This window comes from Pullulanibacillus camelliae (assembly GCF_014642655.1).
In the GTDB taxonomy this organism is placed as follows: domain Bacteria; phylum Bacillota; class Bacilli; order Bacillales; family Sporolactobacillaceae; genus Pullulanibacillus; species Pullulanibacillus camelliae.
Window position 1 is genome coordinate 170,670 of record NZ_BMIR01000004.1, and the last position, 19,912, is coordinate 190,581.

Genomic DNA, 19,912 nt, shown 5'->3' on the forward strand with positions numbered 1-19,912 from the left:
TCTATACTGGCTGTACTTTTTCGTGTGGGAGTAATGTATCGGGATAGATTTCGGTCGGATACTTTCCTGTAAAGCAGGCTAAGCATTGACCGCAATGACTCCATTCCGGGTTACGTCCAATGGCGTGCATCATCCCTTCAGGACTTAAGTAGATAAGAGAATCTGCACCAATTTGCTCGCGAATTTCTTCTACAGAATAGGATGAAGCAATCAATTCACTTTCTGACGATGTATCAATGCCATAAAAACAAGGGTACTTAATCGGAGGTGAACTGATTCGCACATGCACTTCTGTCGCTCCTGCTTCCCGCAGCATATTCACGATGCGACGGCTTGTTGTTCCACGTACGATCGAGTCATCCACCATGACCACACGTTTCCCTTCAACAATCCCGCGAACCGGAGACAGCTTCATTTTCACCCCTTGCTCGCGCAGCTCTTGAGAAGGTTGGATGAACGTTCTGCCCACATAGCGGTTTTTAATCAGTCCGAGCTCATAAGGGATTCCCGTTGCCTCAGCAAATCCAATAGCAGCTGAAATACTGGAATCAGGTACACCAGTGACCACATCAGCTTCAATAAACGCTTCCTTCGCTAATTCAATGCCCATACGTTTTCTCGCTGAGTGGACATTAATGCCCTCAATATTACTATCAGGTCGGGAAAAATAAATATATTCCATGCTACAAATCGCCCGTTCAACAGATGAAGAAAAGCGCTCTGTTGACAAACCTGTTTCATCAATAATAATCAATTCACCTGGCTGAACGTCACGCTCATATGTGGCACCAATAAGGTCAAATGCACAGGTTTCAGAAGCCACTACATAGGCCTCTCCTAAACGACCGATAGACAGCGGCCGTAACCCATTCGGGTCCAGCGCGATGACTAATTGATCTTCAGTCAGCATGACAAAGGCATAGGCGCCTTTGATCATAGAGAGGGCATTTTTAACACGGTCTTTAAAGCGAAGAGATCCTCCACGCTTGATCAAATGCGCTAGTACCTCTGTATCAGATGTGGTTTGAAAAATGCTTCCCTGAGCTTCAAGCTGATACTTCAAAGCATTAGCATTAACTAAATTCCCATTATGCGCTAAAGCTAGAGAATCAATTTGCGAGCGAAAGACGAGCGGTTGAACATTGGCATAGTCACTATCCCCTTGTGTGGAATAGCGTACATGACCGATTGCAGCATAGCCTGTTAACCCTTCAATTGCCTCCTCTGAGAAAACATCATTGACGAGTCCAGTGCCTTTGTGAAACTTGATACGCTTGCCATCCGTCACACTAATGCCTGCCCCTTCTTGACCACGATGCTGAAGACTGTGCAGCCCGTAATAGGTTAAGTGCGCCGCGTTCTCGTGACCCCAGATGCCAAATACACCACATTCCTCATTTAGTTCACGGTCTTTGATTGCATGTAACACGGTAAGACTCCTTTCCATGCTTCCTCAAGTTGTGAAACAGCGACAGAGATCACTTCTTGATCCTTGTCATGAATTCTTAATACGTCTTCCTCCGTGACTTTACCTAGCTTCACTGCATCCTTAACGAGGTCTTCAAAGGCTTCAGCTACATCCGGCTTTACAGTGACTAAAAAGCGTGATTGCGTCTCAGCAAAAAGCTCAGCATCAATGTCGCCATTCAGGGTGAGTGTGCAGCCAAGCCCTGTATCCATCAAGCTTTCAACTACCGCCACAGCTAACCCACCATCAGAAAGATCATGAGCGCTCATGACAAGCTGCTTACGAATCGCTTGTAATAGTGCGTGCTGTCTTTCAACTTCCACTGCCAAATCCAATTGCGGCGGCTGACCATTAACATCATCCGTTAGCCATTGCTGAATAGCGCTGCCACCGAATTCCTCTGTCGCTGCACCAATGACATAGACCACATCCCCTGCTGCTTTAAAATGGGAAGTCGTGATGTGATCAATATCCTCAACCAGTCCAACCATACCCACTACTGGTGTGGGATCAATGGCCTGACCACGGGACTCATTATATAGAGAGACATTGCCACTAATCACAGGCGTTCCAAGAATCCGACACGCTTCACTCATGCCGTCCACAGCCTTTTCAAGCTGCCAAAAGGCTTCTGGCTTTTCCGGATTGCCAAAATTCAAACAATCAGTGATGGCCAATGGCACGGCACCTGAACTGACAATATTACGCGCTGCTTCCGCAACCGCGATTCGACCGCCAACCTCAGGATCAAGACGAAGGTATTTTCCATTGCAATCCGTCGTCATAGCGAGTGCCTTACGCGTCCCTCTGACACGTACTACTGCAGCATCACTCCCAGGAAGAACGGCGGTGTTCGTTTGCACCATGGAATCGTATTGATTGTACACCCATTCTTTACTGGCAAGCGTAGGTTCTTTCAATAATCCGATCAGTGCCTCTTCATAATTGGTAAGCGTCGGCTTCCAAGGTGCGAGCTGCCCATTCACCCGAAAGCTTTCTGGTTCCTTTGATGGCATATGATAGACAGGCGCATCATCCGCCAATGAGTCTACTGGCACTTCGGCGACGACCTCGCCTTTGTGAATCAAACGAAAGGTCTTTTCTTCGATAACCGTTCCAACGGCAACAGCATGAAGCTCCCATTTCTTAAAAATCTCTTGGATTTCCGCTTCACGACCTTTTTGAACGACAAGGAGCATCCGTTCTTGGGATTCAGAGAGCATCATTTCATAAGGAGTCATGCCCGTCTCACGCTGTGGAACCTTGTCCAAATCCATCTCCATACCCACTCCAGCCTTCGAGGCCATTTCACTGGCAGAAGAGGTTAAACCCGCTGCCCCCATATCCTGCATACCTATCAATGCATCGGATTTGATGACTTCTAAGCATGCTTCCACAAGGAGCTTCTCCATAAAGGGATCTCCCACTTGGACCGCCGAACGCTTTTCGTCAGAAGCATCCGACAATTCATCTGATGCAAAGGTTGCACCATGAATCCCATCACGCCCTGTCGCTGCGCCAACATACATTACGGTATTGCCTACACCGGTTGCTCGACCCACCTGGATATCCTCATGATTAATGAGCCCGACACACATGGCATTGACAAGCGGATTGCCTTCATAGGTTTTATCGAATTGCACTTCTCCACCTACCGTTGGAATGCCAATGCAATTGCCATACCCTGCGATACCAGCAACCACTTCCTCAAATAAATAGCGGACGCGAGCTGAACTCAACGGACCAAAACGCAATGAATTTAATAGGGCGATAGGCCGTGCCCCCATCGAAAATACATCACGAATAATCCCGCCAACACCTGTTGCCGCCCCTTGATAAGGTTCAATGGCTGACGGATGATTATGACTTTCTATTTTAAACACCACCGCCTGCTGGTCACCGATGTCTACAATCCCAGCACCTTCTCCAGGCCCTTGTAACACTCTGGGTCCAGAAGAAGGAAATCTTTTCAACACTGGCTTGGAAGTTTTATAGCTGCAATGCTCTGACCACATGACTGAGAACAGACCTGTTTCCGTATAATTCGGCTGTCTGCCTAACAGACTAACAATATGCTCATATTCAGCATCAGAAAGGCCCATTTCTTTATAAATGTGTTGTTCCTTGATATCCATTGGCGTTGGTTCATGATGTAAGAGTGGCATGAGATTCCCTCCAGTGTTTTAAGATAGATTGAAATAGTCTCAAACCGTGGGCACTTCCAAGCAGTGCTTCGGTCGCCCGCTCAGGATGGGGCATCATCCCAAGGACATTGCCTCTTTCATTAATGATTCCCGCTATATCAGCCGCCGAACCATTAGGATTATTTTTATATTTAAAGACAATGCGATTTTCAGCTTCAAGCTTTGTCAAGGTCTCTGCGTCACAGTAATAGTTGCCTTCACCGTGAGCAACTGGAATGGAAATCGTCTCGCCTTTGTCATACAGAGAAGAGAACAACGTCGTGTTGTTCATCACCTCTAAATCCACATGACGACAAATAAATTTTAATCCTTTATTTCGAAGCATCGCTCCAGGGAGCAACCCTGCTTCTAGTAAGATCTGAAACCCGTTGCACACCCCTAAGATAGGCTTGCCGGCTGCTGCTGCTGCTATCACAGCAGGCATGATATTTGAAAACCGAGCAATCGCTCCTGAGCGAAGGTAATCTCCATAGGAGAAGCCGCCTGGGATCATGATGGCATCATAGCCATCTAAAGAAGTTTCTTGATGCCAGACATAGTCCACCTCTTGCTCAAGACCGTCACGTATGGCATAATACATGTCACTATCACAATTAGAGCCTGGAAAAGCTATCACTGCTGTCTTCACTGAGGAACACCTTCCTCAATTTCATAGCGATAATTTTCGATAACAGTATTGGCCAGCAATTTTTCACAAATGGCTCTGATCTTGTCATCTATCTCTTCTTCACTATCAATCTCTAATTCTATGAATTTGCCGATGCGCACGTCTTTCACCTCTTGATAGCCGAGATGATGCATAGCCCCAGCTACTGCCTGACCTTGTGGATCCAGAACGCTTTCCTTTAATGTGATATATACCTTCACCTTTTTCATTGTGCTGCCCCCAGTCGCTCAAGAAGTTTTTGATAGGTTGTTGATAGATCGCCAAGATCCCGGCGAAATACGTCTTTATCAAGTCTTTCGCCCGTCTCTTTATCCCAAAGCCGACAGGTATCTGGTGACACTTCATCTGCCAGCACGAGCTGTCCATTCTCTTCCTTGTGACCAAATTCAAGCTTAAAGTCAATCAGTTGAATACCGAGCGCATCAAAATAGGTGCTGAGCACATCATTCACCTTCGCCGCACTTTGGCGAATGAGCGCCAATTCACTTTCAGTAGCGAGCTGAAGTTCTCGGATATGATCCTCGGTAACGAGAGGGTCACCGAGATCATCACGCTTATAACAAAACTCTATGATCGGTTGGCTAAGTGGCGTGCCTTCTTCTAGGCCTAAACGTTTTGCCATACTTCCAGCTGCCACATTTCGAACAATCACTTCAAGAGGGACAATGGTCACCGCACTTACCAATTGTTCAGTATCAGACAGCTTACGAATAAAATGATTGTCAACGCCAGCCTCATGCAGCATCGTAAAAAGGATACTGCTAATCGCGTTATTCAGCTGACCCTTTCCTACAAAAACAGCCTTCTTTTCCGCATTATAGGCAGTGGCCTCATCTTTGTAATCGATGAGCAATTCATAAGGATTGTCTGTCCTGTAGACTTTCTTAGCCTTCCCTTCATAGAGCATGGCACGCTTCATTATGCTTTCCCCACCTTCACATTATTGGCGTTATTGAGGTGCAAACGATCAAAAATCGCATCGACATTTTTCAAATGATAGGTTGCATCAAAGCAGTCTTCAATTTCATTTTCTGATAAAAGATCTGTGATCTTGCTGTCACTCGCAACTAGAGATTTAAAGGGCACTTGCTTCTCCCAAGCCTCCATGGCCAGTGGCTGGACACGGTCATAGGCCTCTTCACGGCTTAAGCCTTTGTCAACCAAGCTGAGCAAGACCCGTTGTGAAAAGATAAGGCCCAAGGTCTTATCCATATTACGGCGCATATTTTCCGGGAAAACGGTCAGGTTTTTTACGATATTGCCAAAGCGATTGAGCATATAATTCAAAGCGATGGTCGTATCGGGTAAAATGATGCGTTCCGCAGAAGAATGAGAAATATCACGTTCATGCCATAAAGGAACATTTTCATAAGCCGTTAGCATGTGACCCCGAATGACACGGGCAAGACCCGTCATGTTCTCGGAGCCAATTGGATTTCTTTTATGTGGCATGGCAGAAGAGCCTTTTTGTCCCTTCGCAAAGAATTCTTCAACTTCCCGTGTCTCTGATTTTTGCAACCCGCGTATTTCAACGGCGAATTTTTCAATGGAGGTGGCGATTAATGATAGAACAGACATATAATGTGCATGGCGATCGCGTTGCAGGGTTTGCGTTGAAACAGGTGCAGCGCTCAAGCCCAGTTTTTCACAGACATATTGTTCAACAAAGGGATCGATGTTAGCGTAGGTGCCTACAGCTCCAGAAAGCTTGCCGACTTCAATGGTGGCTGCTGCCGCTTTGAACCGCTCTAAGTTGCGCTTCATTTCTTCATACCAAAGCGCCATTTTCAAGCCGAACGTTGTCGGTTCTGCATGGACACCATGTGTTCTTCCCATCATAATAGTGTGCTTGTGTTCAATCGCCTTTTGCTTAAGAATCTCAATAAAGCTTTCAAGATCTCTCTGCAGAATGGCGTTAGCCTGGCGAATTAAGAAGGATTGTGCTGTGTCAACAACATCTGTCGACGTCAGCCCATAATGAACCCATTTCTTTTCATCTCCAAGCGATTCAGAAACTGTTCGAGTAAATGCCACAACATCATGACGGGTTTCCTTTTCAATTTCATGAATGCGATCAATGTTAAAGCTGGCCTTTTCACGCATCACCTTAACATCTTCCTTCGGGATAACTCCCAGCTCTGACCAAGCCTCGCAGGCTAAGATTTCAACCTCTAACCAGGCTTTATATTTATTCTCTTCAGTCCAAATCGCACCCATTTCCGGTCTTGTATAACGCTCTATCATTTCGTTACCTCCACATTTTCTTGATTCCAAATCTTAAGTTGCTCTGCCCGCTGTAATGCTTCGTCTAAAGTATCTGCTAATAAGGTAATATGCCCCATTTTTCTATTCTGCTTCGCCTCATCTTTCCCATAAAGATGAAAATGACTATTGGCCATCTGTGGAATAGCCGTTAATGCGGCTTCCATATGCTGTCCAAGCAGATTGAGCATTGTTGCTGGCTTTAATTGCTCTGTCGATCCTAAAGGCCATCCACAAATCGCACGAATGTGCTGCTCAAATTGCGAGGTTTCGCAGGCCTCAATGGTATAATGCCCAGAATTATGTGGTCTCGGTGCGAGCTCATTGACATACACTTCTTCATCCGCTGTCATGAACATTTCAACCCCAAGCATGCCTACAAGGTTTAGAGATTCCGAGATTTCAAGCGCCATCTGCTCCGCTTTACTCTTAACACGCTCTGAGATACGTGCTGGAGCAATGGTTTGATGCAAAATATTATGGATATGAATATTTTCTACCACTGGAAAGGTTTTTATTTCTCCCTGAGTGCTGCGAGCAATCATGATCGATAATTCTTTTTGGAAAGGCACCCATTGTTCAAGAACAAAAACCGTCGTCCCATCAACAAGAGCGCGCGCCTGATCCATATCCTCGGCACGTCGAATGACAAGCTGCCCCTTGCCATCATAACCGCCACGTGCCGTTTTCAACACTGAAGGATAACCAATAATCTGGAGCGCTTTTTCTAACTGCTCTTGCGTTTGGATGACTTCATAAGAAGCTATTTTGACGCCTGCTTTAGATAATGCCTTTTTTTCATTCACACGATCCTGGGTGACGGCAAGCAATCCGCTCCCCTGTGGCAATAGATCCTTCGCTTCTAGTTGACGTGCAACAGCCAAATCAACATTTTCAAATTCATAAGTAATGACATCTGAAACATCAGCCAATCGCTCAGCTCCTTCAGGGTCATCATAAGCCGTCTGAATGGCTATATCAGCAACCTGACTTAGCGGATTATCGTGACCTGGGTCTAATACAGCAATGCGATAACCCATAGCTCTCGCGGATAAGGCCATCATCCGCCCTAATTGTCCACCGCCTAAAATGCCGATCGTCTGTCCTGGGATAATCATCGGCTGCTTCATAATTGATCACTACTTTCAAGGACACTGCTTTCCATTTCTTGACGATAACGTATGAGTCTTTCAGCGATGTCTGGTGAAAAAGCTGACAATATTTGTGCGGCTAATAATCCCGCATTCTTGGCTCCTGAAGCGCCGATCGCTACAGTGGCTACCGGCACACCTCCTGGCATTTGTACGATGGATAACAAGGAATCTAGCCCGTTTAATGCCTTGGATTGAATTGGAACACCAATCACCGGCAGCGTTGTTTTTGCCGCAACCATGCCTGGAAGGTGGGCTGCGCCACCCGCTCCCGCTACAATCACTTTTAGTCCACGGTCTCTCGCCTGTTCCGCATAGGTAAACATCATATCTGGTGTGCGATGTGCAGACACAATTTTCTTTTCATAAGAAATGTGGAGCTCTTCTAGTATGTCGCATGTTAATTGCATCGTTGGCCAATCTGATTGGCTCCCCATGATGACACCAACTTCAGGTTGCATCCTTTCACACCTTTCAAGAGATAGAAATTTTTTAGATGAGTAAATGGACACGTCGTCATGTCTCAGGTGGCAAAAGTCATCCTTAGCCTTTATTCCCTCATCGGCTTTAACGACCATTTATACTTTCCTCAAATACAATAGAAAAGCCCGGATATTCGGTTTCTCTACTATCCGAGAAAGCGAACAATCCGGGTCTACAGGCATACGTAAGCCTGTCGAATGCTCAGTGCTTTCCCTCATAGTCCGGTGATTTACGGTCACTGGGTAGAAACTTTTGGGCCATATTCCCAACATTATATGAGGTCTATCAAATGTCAATCTTCCTTCTTCATCATATCAACCTGTTTTCACTTATGTCAACCGAAAATCGAATGTTTTTTCATATAGAAACATTCATCGTTCGGATTTTATCAGTTTCCCTTCAAATATAATCGATTGTCGCGCCACTTCAAGCCCTTTTTCCCCTTCTTTAAAAATAGGCTTTTCCATGCGCCGAACAGGACGGTAGCCTTGTTCTTGCATTTGATTTAAACAATCGTTTAAAGACTCAAAATCACTGACATCAAATTGCTTTTTCTTTGGCTGTAAAGACTTCACGGTCTCATATCCTTCCTAATTGCTTTAACCCAAAAACCACCGTGGAAGGCTTTTGGCTCATGAGAAACGATAAAGGCATAGGGATCAAGCTCTTTGACATAATTAATTAAATTCCATTCATTTTTACGAGGGGTAAGAATTTCCATCATCATGCGTTCACCTTCTTTGCCATGGGCAACCCAATGCGTTACACCATAGCCCTTGCCACGAATACGATCCGCTAAGTTTTCCTTTACTCTGCTCGTGATCACATTAACTGTGACATAGCCCAAAGCAAGCTTTTCCTCTATCTTCATCCCAACCATGACACCAATGCCATATCCTAGAGCATAAGCAATCAGATTCTGGATTTGATCCAAATTATTTAGAACCATGCTCAAGCCAAGGACATATACGAGAATCTCAAAGATGCTGACAAAGGCTGCTAAGTACCTGAACCCTTTGAGTGTTAAAATCATTCTCATTGTTGAAAAAGAGACATATACAATATTAATAACAAGGATGATGATGACCATGACCACAGCATTATGCAACATCAAATTCCCCCAATATCTGCTGGCACTTAGTCTTTGGTGATTCCATTTTAACACTTTTTATTATGTCATCAATAGTTTAAGGAGGATGTTCACAAAGTAGAGAACAAAAAAAGAGAAGAAAAGCTTTATAGCGCCCTTTACCATCAAAAATTCTCCTAGAAAGGAGTGCAGCACGTTGGATGAAAAAGCCAAGTATCATGATTGGAAAAAATCAGTTAATCAATTTCTAGGCCACGACTTTTGGAGTGAGTTTCAGGACATTTTTACAAGAGAATGGCCACAGGTAAATTTATATGAATCAGAGGATGCCATTCTGTGCCTTATTGCCTTGCCTGGCGTTAAAAAGCTTGATGATATCCATATTTATATCCACCACACAACGATCATCATTAAAGGACATATCCACTATTCGTTTCCAGGCTTCAAGACAGTGAATGAAGAATTATTCAAAGGCTCCTTTGAAAGAACCATTGAACTGCCTTCTCCTGTGCACAATCAGCCTGTTGAAGCCACCTTCAATCGCGGTCTAATGTCTGTCACCCTCCGCCGGCTACAGCAACATGAAGTCAGTGAAATCATTATCAAAGACGAGGATTAAATGGCTATAAATCCCAAGGGTACAAAACCGAGGGCAATGATTATCATACCAAGAACGATACACACCGTCCGTATGTAAAACCATGGAACCATATCTAAAGCCGCCTCACCCATGCTATAAGCAAGACTTGCGGAATTATCATCAAACTGCGCATCTTCTGCGTTCTTATCCAACTGCTTTTGTGTTTTTTTCAATTGTCTAACCACCAAGCGTTCGCCAATGATAATGACAAAGCCGACCACCCATATGATCAATGAGCAGATTACTGGAATAACCATTCGACATCACACACCTTTTAATATAAGTACACAAAATATGACTTAATAAAAGTATGCACGTGACATCAACGAATTATTAACTCAGGTCTTTATTCGCCTCGAAAAACACCATGCCTAAGCCAGAGATAAAGTCATTACACATGAAATCTATAAAAACAGGGTAAGAAATGACATTAAGACAACCTCGGCTTATCGCCAAGCCGTTAAAGAGCATCTGTAAAAGGATATAATAAGACAAAAAAACGGCTGTCGAGAAATTCTCGACAGCTCGAACCCATGAAAAGCTATAGTTTTTTACGCTAAGATAAGAACGGAAGGAAGATAATAAAGAGGACAAACAGCACATACATGAGTGGATGCAACTCTTTAATCCGGCCTTTCACCGCCATTGTAATAGGATAAACGACAAAGCCTAGCGCAATTCCGGTTGTAATACTATAAGTCAATGGCATAGCAACCATCGTCAAGAAGGCTGGAATAGCAATCTCGATCTGATTCCATTCGATATTTTTTAATGAAGTCGCCATTAGCACCCCGACGATAATCAGTGCAGGGGCTGTGACCTGATCAGTAATGACATTAAGAAGTGGCGAGAAAAACAATGCAATAATAAACAAAAGTCCTGTAATAATAGAAGCAAAGCCTGTCCGTCCCCCTGCAGCAACCCCTGAAGAAGACTCAACATAGGCAGTTGTTGAAGACGTACCAAGAACACTGCCAATCACGATGGAAGATGAATCTGCAAGCAGCGCCCGTCCAGCTCTTGGCAGCTTATTATCACGCAATAATCCTGCTTGATTGGCAATCGCCATCAATGTTCCAGCTGTATCGAAAAAGCCAACAAACAGGAAGGTTAAAACAACGATAACAAGCTGTAAACTATTGATATCAGGAATATGTGTCACAGCTACACCGAATACAGGTGATAAGCTCTGAATATTAGCTAACACAGCATCTGGCTTATGAATAACACCGAAACATAAGCCCGCTATGGCGGTTAAAATCATGCCATAAAACACAGCCGCTTTTACATTTCTAACAAGTAAAACAATCGTAACAAGAATGCCGAAGAAAGTCAGTAAGACTTTAGGGTCCGTTACATCACCTAAAGCGACGAGTGTACTATCATTTTTAACAACAATTCCCGAGCCTTGTAAGCCGATAAATGCGATGAATAACCCAATACCCGCAGCCGTCGCATGCTTCAAATTGGCAGGGATAGCGTTGATGATTTTTTCACGAATTTTAAAAATAGTAATAATGACAAAGATCACACCAGAAATAAACACACCCGCTAACGCTGTTTCCCAAGGAATACCCAACTTGATGACAACAGAATAAGTAAAAAAGGCATTGAGCCCCATCCCAGGCGCAATCGCTATAGGATACCGAGCAAGAATACCCATGATGAGCGTGCCTATCGCAGCTGACAATGCCGTGGCTGTGTACACAGCTCCTTTATCCATATGAGCATCGCCGAGAACACTTGGATTAACAAACAAAATATACGCCATCGCTAAAAAGGTTGTTAATCCCGCAATCGTTTCTTGAGAAAAAGACGTATTTAACTCTGAAAAACGAAAATAACGCGCGATTACATTGCGATCGTTCATGAATTCTCCCCCTATTTTCCCTAAAATAAATGATTCCAGACTCTCTTTCAAATTCAAAAAGACTCTAGGTAGTATGACCTAGAGTCTCTCAAAACATATATCATCAAACAGGAAACACTGACATAATGTCCAGTTTCTCATCCGATTGTAGTAAAACCATTTACGGTGGTTTTGTAGAGACTCCTGGGCCCTATTCCCAAGGATTATACGGATATGCTATGCAATTCAAAAGATTACTTGGACATTATACCAAGTGAAAGAAACTTGCGTCAACAACAAAACGAACACTTTAGCGCAAAATATTTATCAATGTTCGTTTTTACCAATATTCACATAAATTTATCGCTTCCCCAGCGCCCTCCCATACCCCCTAACTTGCATCAAAGTGCATTTGCGTTGAAACCAGCAAAGATTGATATATAATAGTGGGGTTAAAGGAGGAAAAAGATGAAAAAGAACTATCCACTTCCGCTCTGGACATTAGTAATCGGAGCCTTTGCTATCGGCATGACTGAATTCGTTATAATGGGCCTGCTTCCCAATGTCGCCTCTGACTTGAATGTCTCTGTTTCCACAGCTGGACAATTAATCACTGGCTATGCACTCAGCGTGGCGATCGGCGGTCCTATCATCGTCTTGGCTACCTATAAACTGTCACAAAAAAATGTCCTTATGCTTTTAATGGCTATTTTTGTCTTAGGCAATTTCTTAGGCGCAATCGCCCCTAACTACGGGCTATTAATGACCAGCCGTGTCATTACCGCTTTAGCTCATGGTTCCTTCTTTGGCATGGGCGCGATCATGGCGGCCAGTTTAGTGGCGCCCAATCGTCAAGCAAGCGCCATGGCGCTAATGTTCTCCGGATTAACCGTCAGCAATATCGTCGGCGTTCCTTTTGGCACATTTGTTGGTCAACACTTGGGTTGGAGAGCAAGTTTCTTCATTATAGCTTTGATTGGGATCGTTGCCCTTTTAGGCCTTTATTTTTTGGTGCCTAAAAAAGAGGCTTCAGAAAAAGCCGCACTGGTCAAAGAGCTCGCCGTTCTTAAAAACGGAAGGCTGTGGCTCACCTTGCTGATTTCTCTTTTTAGTATCAGCAGTGTCTTCGCCTTATTTACCTATATTTCACCTATCCTGATGCAGGTCACAGGATTTCACGAATCCGCCGTTTCCTTAATATTAGTCATTTTTGGTGTCGGCGTTACTGTCGGAAATGTCGTTGGCGGCAAGCTAGCGGATTGGCATATAAATAAAGCCATTATCAGTTCACTCATTGTGTTTGAACTTTTCTTTGTTCTCCTCTACTTCATGCAGTTTAATAAACTGTGGATGGTGCTTGGTGTCTTCCTTTTCGGTGTCATTGCTTTTGCGATGTTACCAAGCCTTCAGTATCGCAGCATGCTCGTGTCTAAAGACGCACCTACTCTTTCAAGCACTTTAAACCAGTCAGCAATGAATGTCGGAAATGCGACAGGCGCATTTGTTGGCGGCCTTTCCGTCGCTTACTTGCCCTTAAAACATTTGGTGTTCATCGCACCATTACTATCTCTAATCGGCTTTATCCTATTAATCCTACAGCTTTCGATGACTAGAAAAAAACCTGATCCACTTAGCACCACCGTCTCTAGCGAAATATAAACGAAACGCTTCCTGAAAAAATAAAAGCCCTCCATTATTAGATATTCCTAAAAAAGGGTTAAGGGGCGTAATCGGTTTACGGATCCGGAATGCCTTGTGGCTTCCATTCAAAAGGCTGCAAGGTCTTCCTATCGCCTTTCAAAGTGTGTTGAGGACTCTATCAACATCCTTTTCACTCGTCGTTTTTGATGATGTCGGTCGAGTTTTTTGCAAGTAGTCCGTTCGTGCGCAAGTAATACGCTCATGAATTTTTCAACCTTCATCCGTTGTTTGCACCAACTTGAACCACCTTGGGTACGTCTAGAAAGAATACGTTGTTCCTTCACTACCTTCTCTTCGAGTTCAGAGGTCCATTTCGGATGAGAAAACACTTCTTCTCTTGTACTCAAAATACCAATTGATTGAAATGCGCTCACATTTGCAATGAAGTTGAAAAAGCCGATAGATTCATAGATTCCCCTTCTCATTGTAAATTCGAAACCTAAAAACCTTGTCGCAAAGCTCTATTAAGGGAAGGTGTATGTTAGTATAGAAATAACAATAGATCGGCTTCACATGAGGGATTAGGCGCACTGTAAACCTTCTGTTTGTCTCTTTTGGAGATTTCCCAGGAGGGAGGTGTTGCCAATGGACATACCAACAGCTCTAGGCCTGATGATTTCCTTCGGGCTTTTAGTGGCCTATATTATGTCCGATAAGAATCACAAAAAATAATCCCTCATGTGCTTGGTAGGCGCGAGGGATTATTTCTCGAAAAGTGCCTAGCCCCTCTTGATGGGGTTCGGTCTATTGTGGCCGCCCACGTTCCAGCGTGCGGCGGTCTTTATTATGATATGGCTGAATCCTTTTTCTATGCACATTATACCACGAAAATTACGTTTGTACACCTCACAGCAATTTTCTTAAGAAAACCCCGTGCCTCATTGAATAGGGCAGGTGTTGTTTTATAACGTCAGAATGTAAAACCTTTCGGAAGAGCTTATAAGTTTCTAATTTTTCCTACCCCCAACATTAAGATCTTTGTCATAGTGAGAGGCAGGCTCCTGAGGCTGAGGGACGACCTTTAGAATAATGATACTAATAATAAATAAAAGGATCAGACTGAAGACTCCCATATTCGAGTGACCGGTTAGCTGAGCGGTGACACCAACGAGAAGCGGGCCCATAATGGAGGCAAATTTACCAAAGATATTATAAAAACCAAAGAACTCGTTCGCTTTGTTTTTAGGAATGAGTTTAGCAAAGTAAGAGCGACTTAAGGCTTGGATTCCCCCTTGTGAGGTGGCCACGAGCATGGCTAAAATCCAGAAGTCTAAGGTTGATTTTAAGAAATAAGCATAAATACACACAATGATATAAATACAGATCCCGACATATAGCATCTTTTTTGCAGTGAATGTCTCAGCAAGTCTGCCATAAATAAGGGCAAAAGGGGCAGCGACAACTTGGGTGACAAATAAAATGATCAATAGATGGGTTGAACGAATCCCTAGGTCTGTCCCGTATGCTGTAGACATGGAAATTACAGTACCGACACCATCAATGTAGAAAAAATAAGCCAATAAAAATAAAAATAATGTGCGATAATTTTTAATTGCTTTTAAGGTGTGTCCGAGACGTTTAAAGCTACTTCTAACCGGATGAGGCTGGCGCTCGATGTAAAAGCGCTGTTTAACATGTTTAAATAAGGAGATGGTGAAGAGTCCCCACCATAATGCGGTAATAATAAAAGCGAGCTTGCTGGCGAATGCAGTGGAAAGAGGAAGGATATGACTTTGGGCTAGCACAATAATAGCAATGCTGATTAGAAAGGGAATAGCGCTCCCGATGTAACCCATGCTAAACCCTCGGGCAGAGACGCGATTCATCCGCTCCTCTGTTGTAACATCGACAATAAAGGCATCGTAGAAAACATTGGCGCCGGCAGATCCAACCGTGGCAAGAGTGTAAAACACTAAAAGTAAAAACCATTGATCATCGGGGACAAAGGCAAGACAAGCAGTGAAACCAACGCCAATGGCAAAAAAGAAGCTGAAAAAACGTTTCTTAAAGCCTTGATAATCGGCAATGGTCCCTAAAATAGGTCCCAACATGGCCAAGATAAAGGTCGCAATCGCAATCGTATACCCGAGATAGGCCGTTGAATTCGCTGCACTCACACCCGCTTGGGTAGCAGCTGCTTTATAAAAAATCGGAAAAACAGCCGTTATGATGATAATAGAATAAGCAGAGTTCGCCCAATCATAGAAAATCCAACTTGTCTCTTGCTTTGAGAATTTCCCCATATCTAAACTCCTCCGATCTATTTAAGCGCTTTCCCTTCATTCTACAATAAATTTATATAGAAAAGGTTAAGGGTATTTAATGAATTGTTGTCCAATGATAAAATTTTAAATTTTGGAGGGTAAAGTATGAGTAATTTTGGCAACAAAATATGCGCAGTTTTTTATGCGACACCTGAGACTCAAGGAGAGCTCCAAAAGGAAGATTAAAGTCAAGCTCACGATGCTTAATATCCCTCTTGACAGTAGGAATTACATTCGTCGTTCTTTTCCGGCTGCAGCGCGCCCCGATCCGGCCTTCATGCATCGGTAGAACGTTGGCCTCGTCAGATCGGCTAGCAGATCCATTCGCTCTCCTGAGTGAGCCTAGTTTTCCCTATTTTAAATCGCTCGCATGAATTTCCCAAAAACTGCAATCAATTAAAGGAAACTCCACTTCAAAGCTGCTGATGGCTTAAACGGCGCTTCCGGGATGACAGAATAAAAGCCTAGATCAAGAACCGCCACAATTCTTTCTTTGTCCGGCACACCTAATTTACGGCAATAGTTACGGTCAAACATCCATTCATAGAAAGAAACGCGTACACCCAATTGCTTATCCCATGCAAGCAAGGTCAAATTTTGAATAAGGCAAAAGACAGCGGCTAAATCTTCATTTTGCTTGAGTGTATTGCTGTCATTTCTCATCGTTATTACTAGGTGCGCTGGTGCTTTTTGATTTAGGAAATCCGGCTTCTCTCCACCCGTTATATAGATAAACCGCCAAGGCTCCCTGTTTCTGTGATTAGGCGCCCATACCGCATGATTCAACAATTCCAGTACAAGCTCTTTCAGATCATCACGCATTTCCATGTACTGCTCTTGCAGCGACGTGATACTCATGTCCATCAAATTCATTAGTACGACATCCCCTTTTGTTATTGATATACAGAATCGGTCCAATAGCGATCTGCGGTCGTTCTTGCCCGAGCCTTAGGACTTTTATCGAAGTATCCGATTTCCAGCATGCCAACAAAGCGCTCGCCTTCCTTAAGACCGATTCGTTTGTAGAACAGCTCATTTTGAATGATGGGTTCCGTAATCCATGCCATTCCAAGCTGTTGCTCCCACGAGAGAAGCTGAAAGTTCTGCAAAATCCGGCATATTGTCCCATATATTTCCTCGTTTTTAATAGGATCATGATCGGTATCAGCAATCGCAATAAGATAAGCGGGTATTTTCAAAAAGCGTCGTTGATAGCTCTCGATCACTTTGCTCAAAGTTAGTCTCGCTATTCGACTTTCCAAGACCTTTTCGCTAATGTAACCAGACAGCCGCTCCCTCGCTTCGTCAGTACCCACATAGACATATCGCCATTGCGACTCGCCGTCATGAGGACACAGCTGTTCTGACTTTTGCAATAGCGATTTGACCAAAGCTTCCGAAACCGGTAAGTTGTTAAATTTCCGAACGGTCCGCCGTTCCCTGATTAAAGATTCCAGGCTCATAATGCTCTCCCCCTCTATCTCATTTCTGGATTCGTTTCACTGGGTGTGTATGCATTTAGTTGATCGATCATGATTTGAATAAACTTCAGTGTCGTCTGCAGCTCCAATTCTGAAAATGAGCTTAAGGTACTTATAAATCTTCGTTCTATCATTTCATGCACCGTTTGGTGGACTTTAAAAACATGCTTGCCTTTGGATGAAAGACTAAAATAAACTTCTTTTTTATTGTCGTTTAGTTGGCTTCGTTTGATGTAACCCTCTTCAAGCAACTTGTTGCTGAATTTAGTAATACTTGCTTTCGATAAATTCATCTTATCGGCAATCGATGTATTGTTGATTGGCTCATAACTACCGATACAGTCGATAACGTGAATACTTGTCATATTGTTAGGGAACGTATCAAGCCCAAGCGCGCGCGCTTGAGTTGCGAATTCGGTCAACTCTACTTCCACAGATTGCTCAAATAGTTCCGAAAAATGAAGAAACCGGTTATAAAGCAATCGCTTTAGTCCCTCAGTTGAATTCATTATGCTACACATCCTTATTTGGGATTATTGTTTATATGTTAACAAAATAACACATATCCCAAAGAGAATCAATTATTGTTTCTCCCGGTTGACTTTAGGTCCATCGATACTTGGTTATAGTAATGAGTACAAAAAAGGCGATATATCAATATTTTATATACTTATACCTATTGTCATGATAATTTCAAAAAAGTTAGATTGACAATATTCAAGTTTGTTAATTATAGTTTACATTGAAACAAAAATAAGAAAGCAAGTAGAGTATGGACACTTCACAAAGAATTAAACAAGAACAAGGAACGGAATCCTTCTCCATCAAAAAATTCTTCCCCAGTTGCTCGCTATTGTCTTCGCAATGTTTCTGGTTCTTCTCGATAGCACGGTCATTAACGTAGCCATTCCAAAGCTGGTCGATTACTTTGACACGAATCTAAAGATGATCCAGCCGGCTGTCACCGCTTACACGCTAGTCATGTCCGCAATCATCCCATTGATCGGCTGGTTGACCGACCGTTTTAGATTTAAACGGATTTTCATTTCAATCCTTGCACTGTTTACATTTGCTGATGTATTGTGCGCATCACTTCGTGCAACAGCGCGCCATTATTGAAGACCTTGTGAACAAAGGGTAGAGCAAGACAGCGATTGCCCACCAATTGGGCATCAGCCGAAAACATGTCCATCATATTTTAAGCCGTCAAGACCAAGGGGGAAAGAAAAATGATGTTAAAAGTGAGCCAAGACCAACGCCGACGATTAAGAAACCTAGATTATCGTGAAATCTTAAATTACAATGAGGAAGAAGCAGCATTAATCATTGCTGATCCGCCATATAATCTGGATTTAGAGGATTGGGATAAAGATTTTGATTTCGAAGAACTCATGTGGATTATTTCAACCGCTTTAAAACCAGATGGAAGTGCCCTGATATTTAATATTCTTCCCAACGTCTTAGAGATGTATCGCCACGCAGAAACCTATCGACTATTTGTCCAAGACCTTATGGTGTGGGTCAAGCCTTCCTTTCCACAGCGTTATTTGCGCAAACGGGGGTATGTCAATAAAAACCGAGAGTATATTCTTTGGGTAAGTAAATCAAAGACGCCCCCTTTTCAGCTCAAGCCTGATGAAGCCTATCATAATGGGGTATTTGATTATCCGAGTCTCTCTTCTTCCTCTAAGGAGAAGGTGTTTCCTTATCAGAAGCCCAAAGCCCTCATTGAAGACCTTATTCTCAGACATAGTCAGCCCTTTGATTTAGTGATCGATCTTTTTTCGGGAAGTGGCATTGTCGCAAAATGTTGTAAACAATGGAATCGGCGTTACCTTGGCTATGAAATGGACAAGGAGACCTTTGACCGTATTGAATTAGATTAAATATACTCACGACCTGACTGATCAACATATCGGTCAGGTCTTTTTTGTTGTTTATTTACTTTATAGGGGTAGGTGTAACTTTTTTTGAAAAAACGCTAGTGTTGTTAATCCCCTCAAGAGTTCCCTTCTCTCCTTCTAACCCATGGGCTGATCAGGCATAACCCGTAAAAGGGGTTAATCCCAGTCTATCCACATGGGGAGATATTCAGTTAGAGGAAGGAATTGTTGATGTGACAAAAACTGTAATATATAAGAATGCATATGATTTTCACTTTGGCACACCAAAAACAAAGGCTTCCATAAGAAAGGTAGCACTTGATGGAGGCACAATCAAACTATTAAAAGAGTGGAAAGAGCATCAACAAAAACAAATTAAAACAAAGTACGTTCTCTCTTTTAATGGTATTCCCACCAATAAACATACTTTACGACATATCATTAGACGCCATGCCAAAATCGCCAAAGTGAAGGAAATAGCCGTTCATGGTTTACGCCACAGCCATGCAAGTCTTTTAATCCATATGAAAGAAGATCCTCTTATTCTCAAGGAACGACTTGGTCATAGCGACGTTCAAATTACATTAGGTACATATGGACATCTTTATCCTAATCGAGATTTTGAACTCGCTAGTCGATTAAGTAATGTCATGGAGAGAGATTTTTCTAAAAAGGATCTAACAAGTAATCAAGGGAACCAACATCTTAGTATAGATAATCATTGAAAAAATAATGATGATGACACAAGATGACATAGCCGATGACATAA

At 43.1% G+C, this 19,912-nt stretch carries 21 protein-coding genes and 2 riboswitches; of the genes, 5 read left to right on the top strand and 16 right to left on the bottom strand.

Going from position 1 to position 19,912, the window contains the following annotated elements; translation table 11 throughout:
- Position 1 precedes the first annotated feature (1 nt).
- The 10 genes from purF to IEW82_RS06405 form a co-directional block, all read right to left on the bottom strand.
- Positions 2-1,447: an amidophosphoribosyltransferase gene (gene purF, locus IEW82_RS06360; protein WP_188690944.1), complete on the bottom strand. Its 1,446-nt coding sequence runs from the start codon at positions 1,445-1,447 to the stop codon at positions 2-4.
- Positions 1,399-3,633 (bottom strand): phosphoribosylformylglycinamidine synthase subunit PurL, encoded by a 2,235-nt coding sequence (gene purL / locus IEW82_RS06365; protein WP_188690947.1) that lies wholly within the window; start codon positions 3,631-3,633, stop codon positions 1,399-1,401. The genes purF and purL overlap by 49 nt, the downstream gene beginning before the upstream one ends.
- The gene (gene purQ, locus IEW82_RS06370) at positions 3,614-4,300 is read right to left on the bottom strand and encodes a phosphoribosylformylglycinamidine synthase subunit PurQ (RefSeq protein ID WP_188690950.1); all 687 of its coding nucleotides are present in this window, start codon (positions 4,298-4,300) and stop codon (positions 3,614-3,616) included. Before purQ ends, purL begins: the two co-directional genes overlap by 20 nt.
- Complete coding sequence (purS, locus tag IEW82_RS06375) at positions 4,297-4,548, bottom strand: phosphoribosylformylglycinamidine synthase subunit PurS (protein ID WP_188690953.1); 252 nt, start codon at positions 4,546-4,548, stop codon at positions 4,297-4,299. Before purS ends, purQ begins: the two co-directional genes overlap by 4 nt.
- On the bottom strand, positions 4,545-5,258 hold the full coding sequence (gene purC, locus IEW82_RS06380; protein ID WP_373285702.1) for a phosphoribosylaminoimidazolesuccinocarboxamide synthase: 714 nt from the start codon (positions 5,256-5,258) through the stop codon (positions 4,545-4,547). The genes purS and purC overlap by 4 nt, the downstream gene beginning before the upstream one ends.
- Entirely contained in the window at positions 5,258-6,583 is a 1,326-nt protein-coding gene (gene purB, locus IEW82_RS06385) for an adenylosuccinate lyase (RefSeq protein WP_188690955.1), read from the bottom strand. Before purB ends, purC begins: the two co-directional genes overlap by 1 nt.
- Positions 6,580-7,731: a 5-(carboxyamino)imidazole ribonucleotide synthase gene (purK, locus tag IEW82_RS06390; protein ID WP_188690958.1), complete on the bottom strand. Its 1,152-nt coding sequence runs from the start codon at positions 7,729-7,731 to the stop codon at positions 6,580-6,582. Before purK ends, purB begins: the two co-directional genes overlap by 4 nt.
- A complete protein-coding gene (gene purE / locus IEW82_RS06395) occupies positions 7,728-8,213 on the bottom strand; it encodes a 5-(carboxyamino)imidazole ribonucleotide mutase (RefSeq protein WP_188690961.1) in 486 nt (161 codons plus the stop codon). The genes purK and purE overlap by 4 nt, the downstream gene beginning before the upstream one ends.
- A 219-nt stretch (positions 8,214-8,432) precedes the next feature.
- A riboswitch (purine riboswitch) is annotated at positions 8,433-8,534 on the bottom strand.
- Positions 8,535-8,606: 72 nt separating this feature from the next.
- Positions 8,607-8,810 carry an NETI motif-containing protein gene (locus tag IEW82_RS06400; protein ID WP_188690964.1) on the bottom strand — a complete coding sequence of 68 codons (204 nt, stop codon included), beginning with the start codon at positions 8,808-8,810 and terminating at the stop codon, positions 8,607-8,609.
- A complete protein-coding gene (locus IEW82_RS06405) occupies positions 8,807-9,346 on the bottom strand; it encodes a DUF2179 domain-containing protein (RefSeq protein WP_188690967.1) in 540 nt (179 codons plus the stop codon). The genes IEW82_RS06400 and IEW82_RS06405 overlap by 4 nt, the downstream gene beginning before the upstream one ends.
- Positions 9,347-9,521: 175 nt before the next feature.
- On the opposite strand from IEW82_RS06405, the gene IEW82_RS06410 reads away from it, so the two are divergent.
- Positions 9,522-9,944, top strand: coding sequence for an Hsp20/alpha crystallin family protein (locus tag IEW82_RS06410; RefSeq protein WP_188690971.1), 423 nt, complete (start codon positions 9,522-9,524; stop codon positions 9,942-9,944).
- Here the strand turns inward: IEW82_RS06410 and IEW82_RS06415 are convergent.
- The gene (locus tag IEW82_RS06415; RefSeq protein ID WP_188690974.1) at positions 9,941-10,222 is read right to left on the bottom strand and encodes a hypothetical protein; all 282 of its coding nucleotides are present in this window, start codon (positions 10,220-10,222) and stop codon (positions 9,941-9,943) included. The genes IEW82_RS06410 and IEW82_RS06415 overlap by 4 nt on opposite strands.
- Positions 10,223-10,521: 299 nt before the next feature.
- On the bottom strand, positions 10,522-11,817 hold the full coding sequence (locus tag IEW82_RS06420; protein ID WP_188691127.1) for an NCS2 family permease: 1,296 nt from the start codon (positions 11,815-11,817) through the stop codon (positions 10,522-10,524).
- A 146-nt stretch (positions 11,818-11,963) separates the two neighbouring features.
- Positions 11,964-12,066: riboswitch (purine riboswitch) on the bottom strand.
- A gap of 216 nt (positions 12,067-12,282) precedes the next feature.
- Between IEW82_RS06420 and IEW82_RS06425 the strand changes: the two genes are divergently transcribed.
- Positions 12,283-13,473, top strand: a complete 1,191-nt coding sequence (locus IEW82_RS06425; RefSeq protein WP_188690977.1) for an MFS transporter — start codon at positions 12,283-12,285, stop codon at positions 13,471-13,473.
- Positions 13,474-14,462: 989 nt separating this feature from the next.
- Here IEW82_RS06425 and IEW82_RS06430 read toward each other — a convergent pair.
- The 4 genes from IEW82_RS06430 to IEW82_RS06445 form a co-directional block, all read right to left on the bottom strand.
- Positions 14,463-15,758 carry an MFS transporter gene (locus tag IEW82_RS06430; protein WP_188690981.1) on the bottom strand — a complete coding sequence of 432 codons (1,296 nt, stop codon included), beginning with the start codon at positions 15,756-15,758 and terminating at the stop codon, positions 14,463-14,465.
- A 417-nt stretch (positions 15,759-16,175) separates the two neighbouring features.
- A complete protein-coding gene (locus IEW82_RS06435) occupies positions 16,176-16,652 on the bottom strand; it encodes a nitroreductase family protein (RefSeq protein WP_188690984.1) in 477 nt (158 codons plus the stop codon).
- A gap of 20 nt (positions 16,653-16,672) precedes the next feature.
- Positions 16,673-17,242 carry a nitroreductase family protein gene (locus IEW82_RS06440; protein ID WP_188690987.1) on the bottom strand — a complete coding sequence of 190 codons (570 nt, stop codon included), beginning with the start codon at positions 17,240-17,242 and terminating at the stop codon, positions 16,673-16,675.
- A 14-nt stretch (positions 17,243-17,256) separates the two neighbouring features.
- Entirely contained in the window at positions 17,257-17,769 is a 513-nt protein-coding gene (locus IEW82_RS06445) for a MarR family transcriptional regulator (RefSeq protein ID WP_188690990.1), read from the bottom strand.
- A gap of 355 nt (positions 17,770-18,124) precedes the next feature.
- Here IEW82_RS06445 and IEW82_RS06450 point away from each other — a divergent pair, with 355 nt between their 5' ends.
- The 3 genes from IEW82_RS06450 to IEW82_RS06460 all read left to right on the top strand — a co-directional run bounded on the left by IEW82_RS06450 (position 18,125) and on the right by IEW82_RS06460 (position 19,868).
- Positions 18,125-18,379, top strand: a complete 255-nt coding sequence (locus IEW82_RS06450) for an MFS transporter (RefSeq protein WP_188690993.1) — start codon at positions 18,125-18,127, stop codon at positions 18,377-18,379.
- 110 nt (positions 18,380-18,489) lie between these two features.
- The gene (locus IEW82_RS06455) at positions 18,490-19,146 is read left to right on the top strand and encodes a DNA-methyltransferase (protein WP_188690996.1); all 657 of its coding nucleotides are present in this window, start codon (positions 18,490-18,492) and stop codon (positions 19,144-19,146) included.
- A 203-nt stretch (positions 19,147-19,349) separates the two neighbouring features.
- Positions 19,350-19,868 (top strand): site-specific integrase, encoded by a 519-nt coding sequence (locus IEW82_RS06460; RefSeq protein WP_268237341.1) that lies wholly within the window; start codon positions 19,350-19,352, stop codon positions 19,866-19,868.
- Positions 19,869-19,912: the final 44 nt, after the last annotated feature.

Bases quoted from the DNA above. Each gene is read 5' to 3' on its own strand.
- purF (WP_188690944.1), bottom strand. From the start codon at position 1,447: ATGGAAAGGAGTCTTACCGTGTTACATGCAATCAAAGACCGTGAACTA.
- purL (WP_188690947.1), bottom strand. From the start codon at position 3,633: ATGCCACTCTTACATCATGAACCAACGCCAATGGATATCAAGGAACAA.
- purS (WP_188690953.1), bottom strand. From the start codon at position 4,548: ATGAAAAAGGTGAAGGTATATATCACATTAAAGGAAAGCGTTCTGGAT.
- purC (WP_373285702.1), bottom strand. From the start codon at position 5,258: ATGAAGCGTGCCATGCTCTATGAAGGGAAGGCTAAGAAAGTCTACAGG.
- purB (WP_188690955.1), bottom strand. From the start codon at position 6,583: ATGATAGAGCGTTATACAAGACCGGAAATGGGTGCGATTTGGACTGAA.
- purK (WP_188690958.1), bottom strand. From the start codon at position 7,731: ATGAAGCAGCCGATGATTATCCCAGGACAGACGATCGGCATTTTAGGC.
- purE (WP_188690961.1), bottom strand. From the start codon at position 8,213: ATGCAACCTGAAGTTGGTGTCATCATGGGGAGCCAATCAGATTGGCCA.
- IEW82_RS06405 (WP_188690967.1), bottom strand. From the start codon at position 9,346: ATGTTGCATAATGCTGTGGTCATGGTCATCATCATCCTTGTTATTAAT.
- IEW82_RS06415 (WP_188690974.1), bottom strand. From the start codon at position 10,222: ATGGTTATTCCAGTAATCTGCTCATTGATCATATGGGTGGTCGGCTTT.
- IEW82_RS06425 (WP_188690977.1), top strand. From the start codon at position 12,283: ATGAAAAAGAACTATCCACTTCCGCTCTGGACATTAGTAATCGGAGCC.
- IEW82_RS06430 (WP_188690981.1), bottom strand. From the start codon at position 15,758: ATGGGGAAATTCTCAAAGCAAGAGACAAGTTGGATTTTCTATGATTGG.
- IEW82_RS06435 (WP_188690984.1), bottom strand. From the start codon at position 16,652: ATGAATTTGATGGACATGAGTATCACGTCGCTGCAAGAGCAGTACATG.
- IEW82_RS06440 (WP_188690987.1), bottom strand. From the start codon at position 17,242: ATGAGCCTGGAATCTTTAATCAGGGAACGGCGGACCGTTCGGAAATTT.
- IEW82_RS06445 (WP_188690990.1), bottom strand. From the start codon at position 17,769: ATGAATTCAACTGAGGGACTAAAGCGATTGCTTTATAACCGGTTTCTT.
- IEW82_RS06450 (WP_188690993.1), top strand. From the start codon at position 18,125: ATGTTTCTGGTTCTTCTCGATAGCACGGTCATTAACGTAGCCATTCCA.
- IEW82_RS06455 (WP_188690996.1), top strand. From the start codon at position 18,490: ATGATGTTAAAAGTGAGCCAAGACCAACGCCGACGATTAAGAAACCTA.